The 21,996-nt window shown below is 58.1% G+C and carries 1 protein-coding gene (only partly in view); it reads right to left on the bottom strand.

The whole window is internal to a pyridoxal-phosphate dependent enzyme gene (locus tag Q8Q08_00915; GenBank protein ID MDP2652572.1) on the bottom strand: the coding sequence, 114,990 nt in all, runs 72,637 nt past the left edge and 20,357 nt past the right edge, and what appears here is coding positions 20,358-42,353 — codons 6,786 (partial) to 14,118 (partial); reading right to left, the first codon wholly in view occupies positions 21,993-21,995. Both the start codon and the stop codon lie outside the window.

A 21,996-nucleotide genomic window follows, 5' to 3' on the forward strand; every position in this document is an offset into this window, starting at 1 on the left:
TTTTCCTTCCACATCCTCATATTGTCAGCAAGATATTGATAAAGGACGTCCACGGCCGACGCGATCTCCGGGGAACGGCCCGCCACCTCCAGCGACTGAATTCTTTCAGCCCCTTCACTCCGGCTCACCGGTTGCTCGGCGGAATCCGCAAATTCACCCAGCATGGCCTTCACAGTTGAATACCAGCCGACCGTGATCCCCGGCTGCAGCCGGCCGTTCATGATGCGCGGCTCCGCATCTCCCGTCATGGCCGGCGCATGCCCGAACAGATCCTGATTCAACAGGATGATCGCCCGAAGATGCGGATAATATTTATAAATGAAGGTCTTCTCGACCGGCACGTTATACCCATATTGGGCTTCATGCCAGATCAGGTTGTTGAGCTGATGGATCGCGATCCGGTCGGCAAGCCCGAGCTTGTGCTCCCGCATCAACGCCAACAAAAGGTATATATGCGGATTGTTGTCGTGACCGGCCAGGAATTCGGCTTCGGTCATGCGCCCGCTCCAGATCAGTCTTTCCTCCGTGGGCGGCACCTCAAAAACCGCGATCCGGCGGCGTTCATGCCGGCCTTCCGCGGCCCAATAGCGTTTCAGAGACGGCTTCAGCATGGCCGGCTCGGACGTGTTCTGCCGGACCCACAGGAACGGACCAGACCCTTGCGTCCCGAAAGAATCGGCAACGGATAGGACATTGACGCCAAACAGAATTCCATCGGCCCTGCGTTCAAAACGGTAGCCGGTTTTCGATCTGTTGCCGCCAAGCAGCTCCACAAGCCCGACCATCACGGACCACTCCGGATTGATGACGTAAACATAATCCACGACCTGCAGATGCCGGAGGATCTCCTTGTCCGCGCGCAAGTGGACAAGGTTTGGTAAAGCTCCACGCTGCCCCTTCAACCGCCTGGATTCAAAGCTTCTTTTATATTTTGCGTATTGAGGGGTATCGCCATAAAGATCAGCTGTGATAACGTACAACTCCTTATTCTTCCCGGTAATTTCATATGCCGCATTGGCCAGACCGGCTCCGATCTCCAGCGCGATCCTCGCGGACGGTCTTTCCTGCCGCTGTTGAAGCATACGGATGACTTTCTGAATATCGCCGGAACTGTTCCCTAAGCCGGACAAATAATCCGCGAGCGGCGCGTACGGAGCAGGAACAGGGGCCGGCGCCTGCCGGGCCGGCGTGCGCGCTGCGGTCCGGTGACGGCGGACCGCGGATTTCTGAGCGCTGATCATCGCCGCCTTGCGGCTGGCGGTGACGGCGTGCAGCCAGTTGAGCGTGCTGTCGACACGCCTTCGGAACGGTTCAACGCCGGCGGGCTGGGCCTGCGAAACGCGCTTCAGCGCGTCGCGCATCGTGCGGGCGGCCATGGCGTATTCCTGGACTTTGGCCTGCAGATGCTTGTAATCCGGTTCGCGCTGAATAAAACGGAAGAACGTGGCGCGGATGTCTTCCAGTTCGGCCGCGGATTCGCTCAGGGTTTCGGCGGCCGGGATAGAAGCGGTCAGCGCGGCCTTCAACCGTTCCAGCGCCTGCCGAACCACGTCGTCGCGCAGCATCAGATAAATATAATCGCGTTTGCGGACCGTGCCTTCCTTGGTGAGCTGGATATAATCCATGCGGTACTTGAGATATTCACGGGCATCCTTGATGAACGACAAGGCCGCGCCGATCTTCGGCTCGCTGCGCTTGATCATCCGAATGGCCGCCACCAGGGACGTGCCCGGGACCGGCACGACTTTGCCCTGGTTCATCTGCAGCCGGACCCAGGCGATCTTGCGCCACAGGCCGCGTCTGCCGTTGGGACCGCGCAGGGCGGCCACGAGCGAATTGGCCATCTGCTTTTTCAGATAACCGGGCAAAGCGATCCCGTTCTCGTGATAGTGTGTCAGCAGGCCCTCGATGTCCTCGATCATCAGGTCGTAATACACCAATTGCGCGTAATCCGCCTCCTGGCTCTTAAGGGCGTGGATGCGGCTGCGCAGGGCCTTGTCCAATTCCTCAAACTTCATCGCTGTCAGGACAGGCATGAGCGCCGTCTGCCCGCCCTCCACTTTCACGTTTTTCCAGACGATCTGATACAGGGTCACCTTGCCTTCGGGGGAACTCTCAATGCGGAACACCGGCTCGCGCTCATAATAGAGGTTGAACACCATATGCCCGGCGGCGTCGCCCATCTTGAAATGCGTGATCTTCTGCTCCTGCCGGGCCCGGCGCAGACGCCAGCGGTGTTCATACGACAAGCGCCAGTAAAGCGAGCTCATGTGCCAGACGTATGCGAGCACCACTCCCTGGTTGGGGTTATCGCTCTGGAGTTCCTGCCGGAGGCGGAGCAGCTGGCTCTTGAGCCGCTGCTTGACAAGGGAAACAACGCGGGTGTTCAGGGAATTGAGGGTTTCGGTGTCGTTATTTTCAAACGCGGCGATAAAGAGAGGCGTGAAGCGCCGGATCTTCAGGGCAAGCCGGCCGGAAATGGTCTTGAGCTGTGGCGGTGCCCGGCCGTTGAGAGATTTCAAAAATGTTTTTTCGCGCTTTGTGCGCCCACGAATTTCCTTGAGATAACTTTCCAGAAGTCCGCCGTATCGCTGGATCGCCGCCCGCAGGGCCCTGGCTTTTTCCAGGTCAGGACGGCGCTTGGCGCTGACATATTCATCAAAGAGCATCGCCAGCTCCGCGTGCATGCGCTTGAACTCGACGGACCTGGCCTCTGTGACCTCCTCCGCGGAACGCTTGCCCGATCCCGCCATCGCCGGTCCTGCGTTGAGACGGACAATCTTGGCCAGAAGGTACATGATGATATTGAACAGACGATGGACTTGCGTGGCCGCCCAGATGCCCCGTTTATGACGCGTGTAATAATTGACAGCGGTCTGCGACCGGAACTGTCGGGAGGCGTTCCCGAGCCAGAACAACCGCAATTCCATCGTCATCAGTGTCCCCTTTGCGCGGGAATCGCGGCTGAACCTCCGCAAATCTTCGTCATAGAGGAAGAAGAAAATCAGAAAGAGATACGTCGGCAGGACGAAGAAGTCATAGGCCAGGTTGGTCAACGCCCCCGCCAGCCACAGCGCCGCCTTACGGAATGGCCCCGGCTTGGACCACTGATTCGCGCGGAAATTCAAGGCCTCCGGATGGCTTTCCATAAATTCCCTGGCCGTGGGACGATACCGGAAGAGCCGGCGGCGTCCTTTCTCCTCACGGGCCGGGGCCTTCCAAAGAGGGACGACCAGGCCTTCCTGCTCAAACCATTCCCGGTGTTCCAAGAGCATGGCCGGGCCAAAACCGCCATCCGGCCCTTTCCCGCCGCCCTTGTTCCTGAGCAGCGCCTTCAATCTTCGGATCAAGTTCCACCTGTTGCTGGCTTCTGCGGCATGAGGCGAAACGGGAACTGCGGTATCCCGCGCTTCCGGCACCGTTTGCGGCTCAGTCTGGTCGCCGTTGGCCCCATTGTCATTGACTCCATCCGCGTCGGTTTTGTGCATCGGGCCGGCCGGGGACGGTTCGACATGGACGAATTGTTCCACCCAGTAATCGTCCCGCAGGCCTCTCTTGAAGCCTTCGCTGGACGATCCTTCCGACAAGCGCAGGTTCCACTCCCCGTTCAATCGCATGACCCCGTCGCAATACTTGGGATAGCTTTGCTGCTGCAAATTGTAATTAAGGATGAGCTGTTTGAATAATTCGGGCATTTCGTCTTCACGCCCGGTCCACTTAAATTCCGCCACTTCCACATCGCCCCACAAGCTCTTCGCTGTCCGCAAGTCGGTCGAAAAGTCGGGGTTCATCGGATCGTCAAGTTCCTTGACGACGACGTGCCGGTCGACGGTCAACCGCGTGCTGATATCCGCGCCCTTGCCGAGGTAGGCTTCCCGAACGTACGAGATCTGGTTCTTCGGCCTGGCTTTAATCGCAATCATCAATCTGTGAAACTCTTTCAACGCCGCCCAGTGCTTGGGGCTCACGACGCCGGTTTTGGTATAAATGTCACCGGGAGTGGGCATGAAACCGGCCAGCAGGCCCGGCACCGACGACCGATTGACAGGGACGCGCATTTTGCCGATCCTCCGCTTGGTGCGGTATTTGATCTCAAAAAAGACGGGGTTATCGGGGTTATCGTCGTAAAAGCGGATGCGCAGCTTGTACCTCTTTGACATCTTCTCCGCGATCTTGTCCATGAACAGCACCATGTCCGGGGAATCCAGATAAATGCTGTGGATCGGGTAGGACAGGTCCGGCCGCCCCACGCCGTATTCATCCAGTTCCATAAAGGGCTGGATGTCCCTGCGTATTTTCAGCGCGGTCTCCTCGGAGATCGGGAACTTGAACTCGTAGCGGGACAACTGCGCCTGATCCGCCATTCCCAGGATGCGGACCGTGCGAACAGGCAGATACGCGCCCAAATTGTAGAACATATGGTAAATGACGCCGCCGGCGAGACCAAACCGGTCGGACCACCAATCCACCCGCTGACGGAAACGAATCAGCTCCTGATGATACGCGTCTCCTTCTGTCACCGGCACCCATTTGCCGAGAGCGACGTCATAAACGACCGCATGGGCGGCGACAACATCAGAGGCAGTCAATCCTCTGGCGACGGCGACAACCTCCTCAACCGGCGGAATCACGAATACCGCGGCGGTCCATCCCAGATTAACCTTTGCCAGCGCGTCAAACAGACTGCCGAAGGCGGGCAGAGGGCCGAACGGGCGGGACTTCAGCTTGAACACGGACGGATAAAGCTTGCGGCCTAACGCGCGGGCCGCAGCGTCTATTTTATTCAGCTTGCGAACGGGGATAGGCCGGGTCGATTCCACTTTCAATGCTTTGGCCAAGAGATAATGCAGGACGGCGAAAAAGACAAAATATTTAACGGCGTCCAACGGCACGACAGCGCCCGCAACACCCAAAGCCGCCCCATGGCGCTGCACGTATGCGACAACATTCGCGAAAACATGGAACCCGATGTTGACCCTCAACCGGCCTGTCATCGCGTAAGAGCCGCTGAAGGCAAGGCCGGACAAAAGATAGGCCAACACAGCGCCGAGCGTCAACGGGTGGAAGAAGAAATGGGCCGCCGCAAAGACCACGGCCGTTGTCAGCGCCGCCGCGACCTTCCCCGTCTTCGGCCGCAAGGCATAATCCTGCAGAATGCCGCGAAACACGATTTCTTCCAGAACAGGCGTCAGGAACACCAGCGTGACAAGATCAAAAAGGAGAACAGACGCGATGGGAACCAGGCTGATAAGATGCGTCCCCATGAGGAAAACAGCCGCGGCACCCGCCAGGTGAGCGGCGATGCCGGGCCACGACATCCGGACGGACCGGTAAGACTTGATCGCGGCCAGCCGGCCGGGATACATCTCCGGCGTCCTTGCCGCCGAGGCCTTCAATTCACGGTACAAACGGCGGGCCACGGCGTCGGCCGAATCATCCCGCGCATCGGCGTACGGCGGATAGATCTTCGCGGCCAGAGCACCGTGAAACGCGAACAACCACGGGGCATGACGGTAGACCCTGTTCAACCGTCCATAACCGATATGCATCAGAAGGTCGACCACTTCATTTTTCAGGATGTCCGCCGGCAGGGACAAAAGCGCATGGACGACCGCCGCCCGGTATTTCCGATGGATTTCATCACGCTTCAAATGACCAAGGATCAGATTGACCGGATTGGCCTTCCAATGTTTGCCCTGGCGCTCCAGGTCATAAATGTGCACCGGCTTGTTATCTGCCTGACGGTTTTCAACCCAATCAACCAGGTACGCCAGGGCCGCCTTGGCCTGCGCCGATTCTCCCCCGTTGAGCGCGGCCTGAACCGTCTTAAGTTTAGAAAGGGTGATGGCGAAATATTCCTGATATTGCTGATAAGACATGGCTTTTGCCACCAGACTGTGGACCATCGTGGCCTTGCCGTGGATTCTTGCGTAGCTCTTCCCCGTGGCGCGCAGCCGGATCGCCTCGGATTCATGGGCCAGGGACGCGGCTGTCTCCACGGGCCCTTCAAGCGAGCGCTCAAAAAGGATAATGACATCGCGGGGCTTCCCGTTGACGACAACCAGCCGGTTCGCGGCGAAGACTTTAACGAAACGTTTGCCAGTAGAAAGCTCAAAATTCCGCATGGCGGCTTGCAAGGCTGTCGGCGCGCGGATGACCAAAGAGCCCTTGAGGATCCGGGCCAGATCGGATCGTCCGTTTTCATGTAAAATTCTCCGCACAAGCCGTATATGGATATAAGGATAATCGTGATCGCCCGCCTTTACTGCCGCTTCAAGGGAAGGCCGATATTCTTCCAGCAGACCGACAAAGCGCTCCGCTTCTTCCGGCAAAAGTTCCTTATCTGTGCGCGCCGGATCGCTGTTGTCCATCCGACCGGAAGAATTTCGATTCTTATCCGCCTCCTCCTGGGCGGCAAATGGATTGCGCTCTTCCGGACGGTTGGCAAACCATTCGGCGAACGCGGCCAGAGCGACCCCTGCGTCAAACGCCGCCAGCCCGAGAAGGATCCCGATCATCCCGTTCACTCCCAAAAGCAGGACGAACAGCGGAGCCGAGCCCAGCGCCGCGAGGATTCCGTAAACGGCAGCGCGCTTCGCCAATAATTTCATCCGGTGATCGTCGTCGGCGGTGCGGACAACCCGATTGAAAAGAACAAACCCGGCCGCGACAAGACTGATCGCAAACACGGCCGCGCCAAGAAGCTTCATCGCGGCCACCAGCGTAACCGCCGCCGCGGCCGGGGCGGCCTTGCCCGACCCCAACGGCGCAGCGACCAGCACCGCCGACGCATTGAAAATTCCGCCTTGGCTTGCCTGGGGAGCATGCGCGTTCAAAAACGCCTGGAAGGCCGCCACATTTTTGATCTCCATGCTGCCGGCGTCGATGATTACGCGCTCGCCCGGGGGCGTTATCAGGAACTCTCCGATGCCGGACAGGCCGGCGCTTTCCAAAACTGCCCGTATCGCCGGTTTGTTGCCCGCTTCTTTCTCAAATGTTTCCTGCCAGGTCTCTTCCCGGCCATTGACGATTTCCATCGCATAGCCGATTATTTTCCCGTCCGCGTCGCGGACAACGCCGTAAAATCGCGGGCCCACGCCGAGCAGATCAAAGATCTGCGCGATGATCAATTCATCCAGGTGATCTTCCGGATCCCAGAACGTGAAAAATTTATTGACGGCAACCGGCCATGACTTTCCGCCAACCGTGGCGATGGCCGCATAGACACCATCGGAAGAATTTCCGGTGCCGGAAAGGACCGGCATCCGGTCCAGCGGCGTTGTCAGGCGGGCGACCGGCATTTCCGGCAGAGTAGTAACGACAGGCCCTGGCCGCGGCGGCCGGACGCCTGACATCATCCAGGCCGCCGGCTGAGCCGGCAGACGTGCCCACTGATTTGTGATCGCAATACCAAAATGCGCGAAAAGAACTTCGCTGGTCCCGGCCGCAGGCGCCCGGCCGCGTTCCTTTTCCATGACCCGCCGGAAGACAGCTTCCGGGATCCTCTGCGTTTTCTTGAACTCTTCCAACGGCTTTTTCAACTTTTTCCTCAGGAGCGAGCTGCGGATCGCCGCGGCTTTGCGATAAATCCGGTCTCTGACCGAGCGCATGGACTTTTCCATGCGCGCGCCGAGGCCCTCGATCCCGTCCGCAAACCTGCTGACGCTGAAGAACAACCGGTCAATCCACTTCACGCTCCTCAGCCGTTTTTCCACGATTTGACCCGCCCGGGCGCTGAGGAAGGCCTTGTCTGCCCTTTCCAGACCCATGCGGCTGAAGGCATCATCGATCTCCCAGGAGTAGGTTAGTCTCTGGAACTTGGCCGCGGCCTCGATCAAGTTCAAGACCGGGTCGCTTTCCGCAATCCCGTCCGCTTTGTCCATGTCCTCGAGAATGCTCAGCTGTCTTGCGACAAGCCACCGGGCGATTTTTTCGCGGACGGCCCTGTCAGCCAGCAATGTCTGGTGCGCCATGCGGACCACGATCTCCTTCTCGGAACTGCCGGCGTACAACCCCAGCCCGGAAAGATATTCCTCGATCCGCCGGGGCCCGGGATCTCCCCAGGAATACGTCTCCGCCGCGGAATGAAGCGCCTGCAGGACATCGATCAGAGACGGGACGCTCGCATCGGCAACGCCCTGCTGCAATTCCCCGCCCTCCGGAAGGTTCATCTGGAGAAGGATGATCTCTTCGGGAACCGACAGCCTGTGCAAATACGATCCCAGCTGGCTTACGGCGTGCGGCAGGAGGACCGCCAAAAGGACAAGGGCCATGAATGTTCCGTAACCCACGGCGCCCGTGACGCCGAGGGTATACACCCCTGCGATCAGCAGGAAAGAAGGCACGGACACCGCGTATTTCCGGACATCGGTGAACGCGAACGCCATTTTCTCCGCGGCCGTTAAGCCCGGGGCCCTGATGACATGCAGAAGGTGCCAGATGAACAATAACGCGAAGGCAAATGTCAGGAACGGATGCGCAAAGCTGAAATGATGGACATGCTCCCAGTATTGAATGAGCCCCCATCCGATCGGTAAAGACTCGAGCGTCAGCGGCCCGGCCACCACCCTCCACCATCGCGGGAAGCGGTGAGACCTGGGGCCGGCATAAACGGGCGAAAGCCACGGGAAACTTCCTCCCCGGGTGTCGGGAAGTCCCCGCGGGGCAGAGAAGAAGCGCGAGCCCAGTCCGCCGAAGATATCCAGCGCCAAGCCGGCCAAAAGCAGGATGGCCGCAGCCTTGGCCGACAAAACGATGCCCAGCGACGCGGCGAACACAACGGCGGTCAGGCCGGCCGCCGTGCCGATGAAGGTCTTAAAACCTGACGGCGATATTATCGCTTGTTCCGGCGTGTATACAGACTGCGGCGAGTGGATCGGCAGCGGGCCGGCCAGCTCTGCCTTGGCGTATTCGACAAGAATGTCCTGACGCGGGACAAATTCTTTAATAAAATATTTTACGAATTCCGTCATTTCCTGATGATCGAACCCTGTGGCGGCGGTAATTCTATCTTTGACCTGCCTGTCAGCTCCCTTGACGCCCTTGGCCTTGGCAAAATCCAGAAGGTTATTAAAAAGACGCCTGGCGACAGAACCATAAAACCCGTCGGTATAAAGTAGCAACAACAAATCAAAGATCACCATCAGCGGGTGCCGTCCCGTGGCCAAGGAGGCCGCGTAAGCGCGGACCTCGCTCGCTCTCCGGTCCGAAACGGCTTTTCCGATCGCGTGATCGTCCAGCCAATGCTGGATCTCGTGGACCTTGGCGTGTTCCTTGCCGACGCTGGACAATTCTTCATCTCTCGCTTGCTTTGTGATGATATCCGCCAAACGCGCGACTTCCGCCAGATACTTCTCAAAAATCTTCACGTGTTCCGCCGGGATCGCGGACCTAAGCCGGGTCAGAATATGCTTGCCGCGCGTCTCGGCCATCAGACGCATTTCTTTCGGGGCACTTTCAGCCTCGTCCAGAACGACCGAGACATAATCCGTGTCTTTTAAGAAATGACCTCCTCCCATCCTGTGATCGGGGTTCAGGTCCCGGACCCACAGGATCCTTACGGTCCGGCCCTCGTGGCTCCAATCCTCCGACGTTTCCAAACGGTACGCCTTCATGGGCGCCTGATACCGGAGAAACGACTGGAAGACCATCGGCTGGACATAGAATGTATACCCATGCTCCTTCTGCAAATATTCGCTGAGCTCTGCGGCCAGCTTCATGCCGTTACGCATTCTCTGGAGCATCTGCTCCGAGACGTACGGGATCTGGAAGCGCGACCGGTTGAATTCCATGAGCATGGCGCCCAACTTGAGCTCGATATTCCTGTCCTCCAGCATCGCGGCGGCGGCCAGCAGCTGACGATCGCTATTCTGCACGTCCTGAGACAGGGCCTCCACGATCTTCACTTGAATTTCCGGGGTGATTTTTTGAGCATTTTTATTGATTGTGTCATCGTTCGTTTTAAGCCGGAAAGAAACATCCTTGCTGTGATTGCTGATCCCGTAGGCCAAAAAGGCCCTGAGTTTTTCCTTGGGGTCGTCCAGAAGAGACAACAGGCCGATCAGCATTTTGGGAGACAGGGCTTCCGTATGCTTGAACTGTCCTGTCCTGACCTTCGCCAGTTCATTGACCTCATGTAAGATATTGATGAACTCCGCAAGCAGGGCCTGGTCATCCAGCAGAGCCGTGTATTTCTTCCCTTCCAGACTTTTTTCATACGTCAAAACCTGAGGAAGGATCTTCCGGAATTCCGCGGCGTCAACCTTGGTGTCCTTGACAAAATCTTCGTGCATGGGCATTTTCTTTTCCAGGAAATCCAGGATGTAGCTGATGACAAGTTTCTTGGCCCGGGTTTTGACGTCGTCCGCGGCTTCCGCGGCCTGGCCAGGGATGACGGCGGACACAGCGATCCCCGCCGCTGCCGCCAGCGTTGCCCGAAGGAATTCACGGCGGGCCATGAGATGGCCCGCCATGGCTGACACGCCCAGCTGGTGGTCGAAGATATCGGCTTCGGTGTGCTCGATCCCGCGGCGGTGGAGGTCCTGGTGCAAGGCCTCATGCTGGCGGATGAAGGCAAGCAGCCGGAGAGCTTCGATGAAGGAATAATGATGTTTCAGGAGGGTCGAAATGATCTCAACAACGGACATCTGGTAGATGATCGTGCCGGTCTCTTCGTCAAAGTATGCCACGGCCGGCGGGCCGTTCGCCGTCTTCAAGGACAGCATGTTCTCCAAGATCCCCAGCATCTCGGCAAACCGCAGAAGCCGGGACTTGGCTTCTCCGTCCGCCATGCGATCGGCATAAAGGATCAATTCCAAAGAATGGATCGGCCGTTTCCCGGAAGAAACCGAACCGCTGTTAGGGTTCGCCGGCGTTCCCTGATCTTGCACCGGCCAGATACGGGTTTCCGCGAATGTTTCCAGATCTTTCCCGGTGATCTTGTCCTGCTCCAGCGCCTTCATCAATGTCTTTTCCAGAAGATTCCGTGTCGCACGGTTCAAAGGCCGGTCGCCCCGCTGCAGAGAGAAGACCCCGACCGCCTTACGGCCGACCCGTTCGTCATACCCTTCCCGGTCCAGAGAGCTCCAGAGGATGTTGATATCAAGCGCGCTCATGATCGTGCCGAGCGTATGCCGCAATAAGGAACGGTTGACCGTTTCCAGACGCAGCCAGGTCCTCCCCGAAGTCGGCCTGAACGACACCTTTGTCGGAATGGCAAAAACCGTCTTCGGCCGCTCGATGCTGTAAATGCGGTGACGAGTATCAAAGACCGCGGCCAGGGGAGCGCCCAATTCAAGAACCGATCGGAGATCTGTGGTGAGGTCCCTCTGCACACTCTGCCAGAGGTCTTCGCTGGACATCGAGAAAGCTTCCGCCGGATTCGAACTGTTCACGATGAAAATGTCAAGGATGTTGCCCGGCTGTCCGATGTGCCCGACATGCGCGGTCAGGATGGACAACCGGTTCGCCCCGAACACACCGGCGATCTTGGCAAAACGGCCCGGTTTGTCCTCGGCCTGGCGATGGTAAACAACGACCTCGGCCATGCCGGGGATGTCCAGGGGGGTCACGGAGACATGCGTCCGGCCTTCCGACGCAGCCAGCCCGCCGAAACGGGCTTCCCTGGCGGCCACGCGGTCTCTGCCCTGTTCCTCGACCCAGCGTCCGAGACGGTCCCGATGCTCGAAAATTTCCTTATTGACCCGAAGGGCCGCCTCAAATTCCCATTCATACAGCCACCGGCTTTCCGGACGAAGAACATGACCTTCCGTCAAAGTGGCCACAACCAGCAAGGCCCAGCGGCGGAAATCCCCGCGGATTTCATCATGCGCGAACTCAACGAACCTGGCGCTGTCCTCAAGCCCGCGATACCTCATCAATTCCACCAGGTCCTGGCCGTGGCGGAAGAACCACATGATCAGGTCCGCTTCCTCCGGCTGGATCCCGGGCCTGGAAAGGATCGATTCCACAAGGTCGGGACGGGATTCATACAGCGGATGCAAATAGAGCGCCAGCCGCAGCGCGCGCAGCAGATTCTGGCCGATGATCCAATCCAGCAGCGGCCGCACGTGCCGCTGCGTTTCCTGTTCATCGCCCTTCAACTCGTCGCTGAACATCAACTGGTTGAGGAATTCCACGGCCAGATAGCCCTCGAAGTCCAGGGTGTAACGGTGATAAATGTCTCCGGCGGCCTGCAAGTGAAGCTCTTCAAACTCCGCGAAGACCAGGGGACGGAGGCCCAGCACCTCGAGCCGCCGCAGGACATAGGAATTATCGGCCGGGACGCCCATCAGCTGGAAGAAACTGTTCTCCACACCGCGCTCGAAGGCGACGTCATGGTCGATCTTCTGCTCAAACGCGGGAAGCGACGCCTCGATCGCGTCCAGAAGGTCTCCGCGGAGACGCAGGCGGTCCTCCGCGGCCAAGAGGAACACGGGCATGACGTTGTCCGGCTCCAGGACGCGCACCCTTTCCATCGGCGCCAGGTAGCCGGCACCCTGCGGCCGGGACACTTCCGTGAACCCGATATCCTCGCGCAAAAGCTTGCCCCAGCGCTTCACGACCCGCACTCCCAAGTGGGAAATGTTCACCAGCGCGTCCTCCTGCGGCGGCTCCATCCGCTCGGAAACGCGCCGGAAAATCTTCAACAAAAAGCGGAACAAGGTCAGCGAATGAACATAGTAATCATGCAGGAGCTGCTCCTGCGCCGTCGATCCGCTGGCCGCGTCATCCCTGTAATCCAGGTCCTTCGCGACGTCGGCCTGGACGTCAAACGACAGGACGTTCAATTTTCCCTCCTGCCCCTTGACCGCGTTGACGGTATGGCGGACTTGCAGCAAGAACTCGTAAGCGGCGGTCATCTTTCTGATCTCGTCGGAGGTCGCGAACTCCCGGGCCAGGAAATCCTGCCAGGACGCGGCCCTTCTGGCCAAAAACGCCTTGACGATCCAGGAGCTGAAGTGGACGGCGCGAAGGCCGCCCACACCGTCCTTGATGTTCGGTTCGCGGTCAAAAAGCCCGTTCATCCTGCCGTATTTCTGATAGCGCGCGTTCCAGCGCCCGATCTGCGACCAGATGAACGGGCCCCGCTCCGTGAGCAGCTGTTCATCGAACGTTCTCATCCGCTCATCAAAGATCTCCCGGCTGCCCGCCAGGAACCGCGCCTCAAGCAGTTCCGTGGCCATGGTGATGACCTTCTCGTCCATCGTGTCCATGACGACCGGATCATTGATCAGCGATTGAGACCAGATCTCGCCGAGGATCTCCAGGATGGCTGCGGACAGGAACTCCCTGACCTTCGGCGCTTCGTCCCAGCTCCTCATGAAGAGCCGGCCGTCGCGGTCAGCGGCCCGGTTCAATTCCCCTCGGGCATAACTGCCTTCGGCGACCAGGACGAACGGCAGTTCCCCTGCCACCGTGGCGGCTTCGGGAAAGACACGCCTGGCTTCCTGATAAATTCGTCCGGCAAACTCATCGGTGAGCGTGGTGTCCGCGGCCATGGCGGCGGCAAACGCCAACCCGGATGTTTTATCCCAAATCTCCCCGCGCCGGAACTGATATTCTTCACGCATCCGCTTGATCCAGTCCGCGGACGGCAGGTGAGATTGACGGGAGGCGAACGGCGACGCGCGGTTGGCGCGCATGACCAGCGCTTCGGCGATCCCTCCGATCCGGTGAGCATCGGCAGCCGGGACACCTTGATGGAATAAGTGGATGGCCGCCGCTTCATGGACGATCGACTTTAGGACTTCCAGGTCCGTGGCCCTGCCTTCGGACAGGAGGATGATGACATCAAACATTTTTCCTTCAATTTCAACAGTCGTATTCAGGGCCGCGGTCGGGTTCTCCCTCTGCAAAGGCATCAGCGCCTCTTCAAACTCCGGCGGGGCATGAATCACGACCGCGTTGGGCAGACGCTCGGCGGCCTGAACCAGATCGGCCTTTTGCGGATCGCGCCCCAGGACCTCGGAAACCCAGAACTTGTGTTCGCGGTAATCATTCCCGCGATAGGCCTGCAAAGCGTATTCCAGAATTTTTGCGCGGATGCCCGGTCTGCCCATGACACCCTCGACCATCTCCCGCTGTTGCTCAGTCAACGGCTTGAAGGACCGGGCCCAGTCGCGGTCCGACTTCGGTCCCCTGAACGCAAAAGCCGCCTGAAGCCGTTTCCACAGCGAAGCGCGCCGGGCTTCCTTAAGTTTCAAAACTTCTTCCCACACCCTGCGGATCAGCTCGCCGCGTTCGTCCCTCAAACTCATGTAAGCCGCGTGCAACAATTGCAACCCGCGCGCCATAGCGCTCAGGTGTTGAGGCAGGATCGCATCCAGATTCAGACGGGACACGCCCTCGGCGATCTCGCCGCGGAGATCCTCAACCTGCCCGCCGGGCAGGCCCGACTCCAGCAGCTGCTCATCCAGAGCCTCTGCCAGGGCAACGCCCACGGTTTTCGGGTGCCTGTTCAGACCAACGATGCGGACGATCTCCGGCAGCAATGAGGCCATGTCTCTGGTCCGGAAAAGCTCAAGAAACAATTTGGGATAGACCGCGCTCCTGCTCATCACCGACAGGATATGGACAAGGTCGTCGACCGCCTGTTCGTTATGCGTGAACGAGCTCTGCAAAGCGTCCACCAGGGCCCTGGGATTTTTGTAACCGATCACCTTGAGCGCCAGGACGGCGGCGCGGCGGTCGCGCGCGGAGAGCGATGGCTTGTTCAGCTCCTGGATCAAATAAAGAACCAGGCCGCGGCCGGACCGGTCCAAGATGTCATGAAGAACCGCGTATCTGTCTCTGCCCTGCCGGGTCCGCAAGAACTGGGCCGCGGCCGGAATGGCCGCCGCGTATCCCAGGGAAGCCAGCACGGATTTGGCAAATTCCCGGTTGTCCTCATCGCGGCTGAACCGCGCGATATAGGCCAGGTCGACCACGTCTCTTTCGTTGAACGTCGGCCGCCCACCGCGGGCGGTCTCGATCTTCCGTTCCCATCCGGCAAGGACGTTTTTCAAATATTGTTCTTTGGAATACCGGCGCCAAACATAAATGACCGCGAGACCGATCACGAGCAGGACCAATTTCCCAGCAAGGCCCATCCCATCATCCATGCCGTCCAACCGCCGCAGGAATTCTGACACCGGCGAGAAAAATCCGGCCTGCATCATATCTGGCCCGGGATAAACGTCCGGAAGAGCCAGCGTTCCCGTCAGTCCGCCCAGAAGCCCGGCGCCTCCCTCATCATCGTTGTCCTGTTCACCGTCGCTGAGCGAGCGCAGCTGCAGATCCCGGAAATATCGGACATAGGCCGGCGTCGAGGAATCCAGCGGCGAAGTGTAGGAAACGGCGATGGCCGATTCACCGTCGCGGACAAGGTCAAGAACATGGCTGTTGATGCTTTCATAGGCCGAGCCCACCGTAAAGAGCGCGTAAGTCGGGCTGTCGCCGCGGATCCGGACTTCGAACGGACGGATATCCCGACCCAGGGTCTTCAACCCGGCACCCGGCTCGGCCGCCACCTGCCAGAGCGCGCCTTCAAACCAGACATAGAGAGAGCTGTCCATCTTCCCGGCCTTCCGGGCAAAATCAATTTCGCTCTCCGAAGCCAGCATGGTCGAGAACAGGCCGACATGCGATGTCACGACCTTGGCTTCGGGGATGACCAGCCCGATATCGATCATCTCATGGCCGTTGATGACCCAATAATAGGTCCGGCCGCCGCGCTTGATGACCACAACCATGGTTTCCATGTCCGGGCGGCCCATCAAGGCCTGTTCTTCTTCCGCCGTGCGCGGCAGGCGGTCCACAAGCCACATGCGGTTGATCCCGTCGGTGAAAGACATCTCGTTCAAAACTCCGGACAAAGGCGTCATCACGCTTTCAATGTAAGACCCCATGACGTCCGCGGAGTCCGTCAAGATCAACGCCAGGGCCGCGGCCACGCGCTTCTCCATCTCCACATATTGCTCGTCCCGCAGAATGTCCTTCAGATACAACGGCACATTGCTGCGCTCCGGCGACCGGGACAGGACGCCGCGGTTCAAGGTAATAAGGGCATACAGGGCCTCGGCCCGGATCGTGGCATCGTCATCTTTGACTGCGGCCACCAGTTTCTCTAAATTGGCGGCCGGAGAATCCCAGATGGCGAGCGTTAACGCCGCCAAGGAAGCAAGACGAGGGCTTTTCTCATCGTCCTGGATCTTCAGCAGGTCTTCTTCGCCGACATCTTTGTAAAATCTGGCCGCCCGGACAGCGGCGCCCCGGACCTTCGGATGCGGGCTCTTCAGGGCGTAACGGATCAGATGCCTGTTGGCCCTGTTGCGCGCCCCTTCCAGGACCTCAAGGATCCTGGCCTTCAGAGGGATCGCCGCCGGGACAAAGGCCTGACGGAGAACGCCGTGAATATTGTGTTTGTGCGGTGCCAGCTCGATCAGAAATTTCTTGGCCAGGTCCGAAACACCCTGATTGTCATCGGCCAAAAGGCGAAGCAGAACACGTGCCGCCCAATCGTTGATATAGGACGGGTCCTCACGGTCGAGGGTGTACAGATCGTCAAACCCGAGGAACACCGCGCGATGAACAGCTTCAGGTTTGTCCAGCAGACGGATGAAGACCGCCTTGAGGCGCTGATAGTTTTCGCTTTCGCTCAACTGTGCGATCTCGTCGCGGATATACGCCTCGCCGGATGTCAGCACCCTCTCCGCTTCCTGCCAGTCCGGATCCCGGAGCTCCCCTATGGCGTTGTTGAACGCCCACGCTTTCCGGGCCATCCTATTCTGCCCGGAGAGGATGAATTCAACAGGAACGTCCGCATACGGAATCAGGTACTCGCCGTGATAGACGCGGTAAGTCAGGAGCGTGTCTCCTGCATTTTCTAATGTCTCAACGGTGTAATACCGGATCACAATGCCTTCTTCGGTCAGGCTCACCGTGTCCTGGAATCCGTTGCCCCGCGGTTTCATCACATCGCCGTTGACAATGCTGATGCCCGAGAAGCCGGACACAACCGGGGTGTCCCCGCCGTTGTAAGAAATCGCGAACAAACGGTATTCCGGAATATAGTGGATGATCCCATCGATTTCCGTTTCGCCCATCAATGTCCGGAGGACGCCGACATGCTTATGAACGGCCTGGCGCAGGCCTTCGCCCGAGACAACGGCCCCGTTCGGGAGCCGGACTTCATTATCGCCGGAGATGCGGGGCGTGGGTTCGACCCAGGCCTCAAAGGCCCTGATGCGGCCGGCGGCCAAATACTCGTTAAAAAGTTTCTCATGGATTGTTCTCAGCGTGCGGCGATACGCCGGATTCACGTTCACGGCAAACGTGTCAAAGGCGTTCAGCAGAAGCGTCAATTCTTCATAAAGGGACTTGAGATTATCTTGATGGATATTGGAGAAGTAATCAACGGTGACTTTAACGGCGCGGGCTTCGCTCCCTGTGCCGCCGCCCCAGCCATGCCCGATCAGTTCATGACGCAGGACGTCCGTGAGGAGGGCGACAAATTCCTGAAACCGTGAATGATCGGTCCCGGGCGGCGCCCGTGCGGACAGGCCGAGATCGACCTCCACAGGGACCGCCCCGCCCACGTACTCGGCGAGTTCTTTCCCGCCACGGTCCTTCCAGGCGATGTGCGCCCTCTGATAATTCTCCTGATAATGGCGGTTGATGTCCCGCAACGCGATCGTCAGAGCGGCCTCCGCCTTGCCGGCATCGCTGTTACGGCGTTCACCGGCCGGCATCTCGGAACGTCCAGGATACGGCATGCTTACCTGGCGGGAGGACCCGGCGGCGATCTCCTGCTCTGTCAGGGCCGCGGCCAAAAGTTCCCGTTCCCAGCTGATCTCGGAACGGATCAGCCCGCTCTGGATACGGCGGATCCGGGATTCTTCGACATGCCCCTTAAGGCCCTCTCTCAAGCCCCGGCGGATGGATGCGATGAAGATATCTTTTTTGCCGTTGACCTTGGCGAAATTCTCGCCGACCCCGCTGACCATGATGATCCGTTCGACCCACTGCTTGTTCTGATACGGAATGACCATGACCGCAAAGGCCCGGCCGATCTCCAAGCCGATCGTCCTGACGAATTTGGCCGCCGCGCGCTCACCACCAGCCAGGGACCGGGTGATGCCGATCAGGACGGCGTCAACAGCCAGCCCCTTGAGCTCTTTGGTTTCCTCATCCGCCGGCGTTTCCTGGCGGATCAGCCACAGCAGACGATCCACATTCTGGATATTCTCCGGCAGGACGGCGTAACGGTCCATGAGATCAGCGGCTTCAGGTATTTCCGCGAACGCCTTGGCGATGTTGCGGCCGGCGAAGAAGTCCTCAAAGTCTTTCTCGCCCGTCTCAAACGACTGGTAGGGATGTTTTCCCCGGTAAATGTGTCCGAGGAACTTCCATGCATACAGCCATGGCGTCCGGTTCAATTCTTCCCTGGAATAACGCGCGCTCAACAACCCGTAGGCCACGCTCTCAACCATCTTACGCATGATGTTATGCCCGAGTTCCAACAAGGCCCGGTTGTCGTCATACACCGCGCCGTCCTCGACCGCGGTCCCGTTGTTGCCCGTGCCCATGATGAAGGCCATGAGCGAACGGACGCCGCGCTGGGCCCAGTACACCAGCTCGCCGATCGCCGCGGCCTTGCCGTCGTTGTAGATCGAATAAATATCGATCGCCACGCCTGCGTTGGCCGACAATTCCGCGTCAGCGCCCATCTTTTCGCGCAGGGCCTGCACCATCGGATATTTGTCAAACGGCAGGTTCGGCGTCTTGAAATCGCTGCCGGCGATGCCGGTCGCCTCGTCCACCGGACCGGCCACGGCCACGCCGAGCTTGACCACTTTGGCGCCGCCCAGACCCAGGCCGACCACAAGATTCTTGATCTGCCGGATAATGCCTTCGATGATCTGCTCCGGCGTGGCGCCCAGCCCGTAGACTTCCTGCCACTTGATCTCCTTGGCGCGGAGGAGAACGTTGCCCCGCGCGTCCAGAAGCCCGGCGCCGATCTTGGTGCCGCCGAGGCTGATGCCGACGGACATCCATTCAGCCGGCAAATTCAGGCTGTTTTCCGCCCGGAGGGACATTTCATGTCTTTGCTCATGGGGCAATGACGGGATGGCCGTCAGGGCGTCTTCAACGATTTCATGGATGAACATCCGCGCCAGCAGAACGGGATAAATATGCTCCGGACGTGAAGCAAAGACGTAGAGGGTGCCGTTGTCGATAGTGGCGTTGGGAATACGGTTCGCGCTGGTGCGCAGATAGACGACTTTTAATTCCTGGGCGCGTCGCCGGGCATCCAGCACAGAGAGCGCGTCGGTCCTGATCGGCCGTTCGGACAAATACCGCGTCGCCTCACTGACAACACCGGCGGGCAACGCTTCCCCGACCGGCTCCCCGGACCTGACGCGGGCGAGAAGTCCGGTCTCTTCATCGGTCAGCCGGCCGCGGTAAGCCGGCGGCTGGCGCGGCAATGTCTTAATCACCGCGGTTCCCCGGACCACTTGCTTTGAAGAACCGTTGACCGCCATCCTTCCCGTTAAGATATCACGGAATATTTCCCGAGCAGCCCGTACACTTTCAACGGGAGCGCCAAGCGAGACACCGAACTTAGAAAGGGTGTCGTTTAAAAGCAGAATTTGTCGCCGCATATTCATGTCAGAATAATTCTCCTCCGCGAAATCCTGATAATCAAAAATTACCAACGGGTTGAGATTCTGCCAGGTAAACAGGTCCGAATCTTTGTTCCCGCCAGACAATTTAAGGTGATCGTGGATAGTTCGCAGAAAGACCGCATACCTGGCCATCATGTTCTTAAGAATGCTCTCTATGGCCTCGTCGTACAGAATCTCCTGACCGTCCTTCGTTACGAGGTCCTGTCCCCGGACATCTTTGGCTTCGTATCCATACACACTCAAAAACGGCGCCCATCTTGGGTCGGATAAGCGAATATGGCGTAATGTTCCTAAGCGATTATCGATACCGGTTTCATTTTTATAAATGTACATCGTCAACGGAAATTGTTCGATCATGGCCGCGGGAGTTTCTGCCAAAGCAAGTCCTTGATGCACAGGTAAATAATTGATTGAATTTTCCTTTAGCACCGCCACGGGCATGAATAAGGGCTCAATGATCAACATGGGCTGGAGGAAAAGTTCCCTGCCTATTCCAAACATCTTCCCAGCAATTTGGACTGCAGGATCGCGCCTGAAAACAGGGTCGGCGATACCCTGGATCGCCTGTCCATTGACCATTTCTCTCCGGTATTTCTTGTTAAGTTCGCCGCCATAAAACCACTGGCCTTCATCAAAATGGTATGGCAAGGCCACAGTCCCGAGCCCGGAGATTTCCTTGACATAAGGCACACTGGAACCAGAATATTTTACGGTATAGCTTTGGAGCCCCCTGGGAAAGATTAATGACCGTTTCATTTCCGAATAATGCAATTTATTGCCGTTCATTAAAATATAAGACGGGTCCCGTACCGGCGCAAAGTATAACCCTTGCGCTGAAATGCCGAGGTCCGAAATCCGCCTGACCCAAAGAGGATCACGCTTAATCCCTTCCTCCCATTCCAATAAAACACCTTTTGCCACCAGCTCATCGATTTCCTGAGTGGTCGCTGAATTTGACGAATTTATCCGAACCGGGACCCATAATCCTCCCGGAATTTCTGCGTCACGCATGTCCTCCATTCTCCGTTGAGGCACTCCTGCTTTCCTGGCGCGTATTTCATAAAGGAACGTATAAGCAGTTTGCTTAAGGTTACGGATCGAATCGCGGGTTAGTTCTTCCAACGCCGTCACCGCTGCCCCATTAGCCGCCTCCTTTAAGAAAGCCATCGCGATAAACCAGGTCTCGCGGGACTGCGTGAAATCTGAAAGCAGACGAATAAATACAGGGACACTTGTTTCATTTCGAAACGCAAAAATCAAGAGGGACAGTTCCTGGACGAGCTTAGGATTGGTCATGTTGTTTTCTGTAATCTTGTGCAATAACGGCAGCACGGCGATGTCTCCCAATCGTCCCAAGGCCACGATGGCTTCTGTTTGTTCCTGGCCTGAATCCCTGGCGCGGACGAAAGTCCACAGGATTGGAATAATTTTCTTCTTGAGGTCTTGATTTCGCAGGGCCATCCTGCCTAAAACCACAATGACATGCTTTGAATATATCCGGTACGGATTAATCCCGCGCGCCAATATCCCAACCAGCTGGTTCTCCCTCTCTGCAACACCCAGGTCGGCCAACGCGAGTTCAGCGGCCAGTCTCTCAGCAGGGTCATGAATGAGAGCATATCTTTCCTCGAGCCATTGCCGCACTTCTGCCGACCGGCTTTCACCAAGAAGCAAGTAAAGGCCAGCCTGCAAGGGGTTGCCCCTGTGTTCCTCAATGGCTCGCGCGAATACATCCAGGACAGACAATCGCGCCTTTAAGGCCGCATACGCGTATCGCTTAACCGGAACGCCAACGGATTTATCAAAGTAAAGATCCAATATCATTTCCGTTGCCCTGGCATGGTCCACGCTCATCATAGCGTTTAACAGCATTCTGATCTCAATGGATTCGTCTGCGGGGATGGAGTCGGCAAGCTTAACGTCGTCGATATCCCGCACCCTCCTGGCAAGGTGACTCAGGGAATCGGAAACGCCCATTGCAGCAAGCGCGTTGATGGCTTCACGTCGGACTTCCGAACTTGGATGGGTCAAAAAAGGATGGATTTGGTGAACAACCATATTGACCTGCATGGCGGCCAAGAATTGGAGAGACTGCACAATTTTTTGACTGTCCTTTGACGACAAGCCCTGGACTGCCCCAGCGATCAATCGCCTGGCACTGAAAGGCGGCACTTCAAACGAATCTTTTGCTAACCGCCCGCTGGGTTCATTATCGGTCAGCCGGCCGCGGTAGGCCGGAGCGGTCCGGGCGGCTTTGAGCACAACTCCGTAAGCGAACAGCTGTCCGGTATCGCCTTTTCTCAACTCCGAGACCTCCGCGTCAAATCCG

This window comes from Candidatus Omnitrophota bacterium, assembly GCA_030688425.1.
GTDB lineage: Bacteria > Omnitrophota > Gorgyraeia > Zapsychrales > JANLHA01 > JAUYIB01.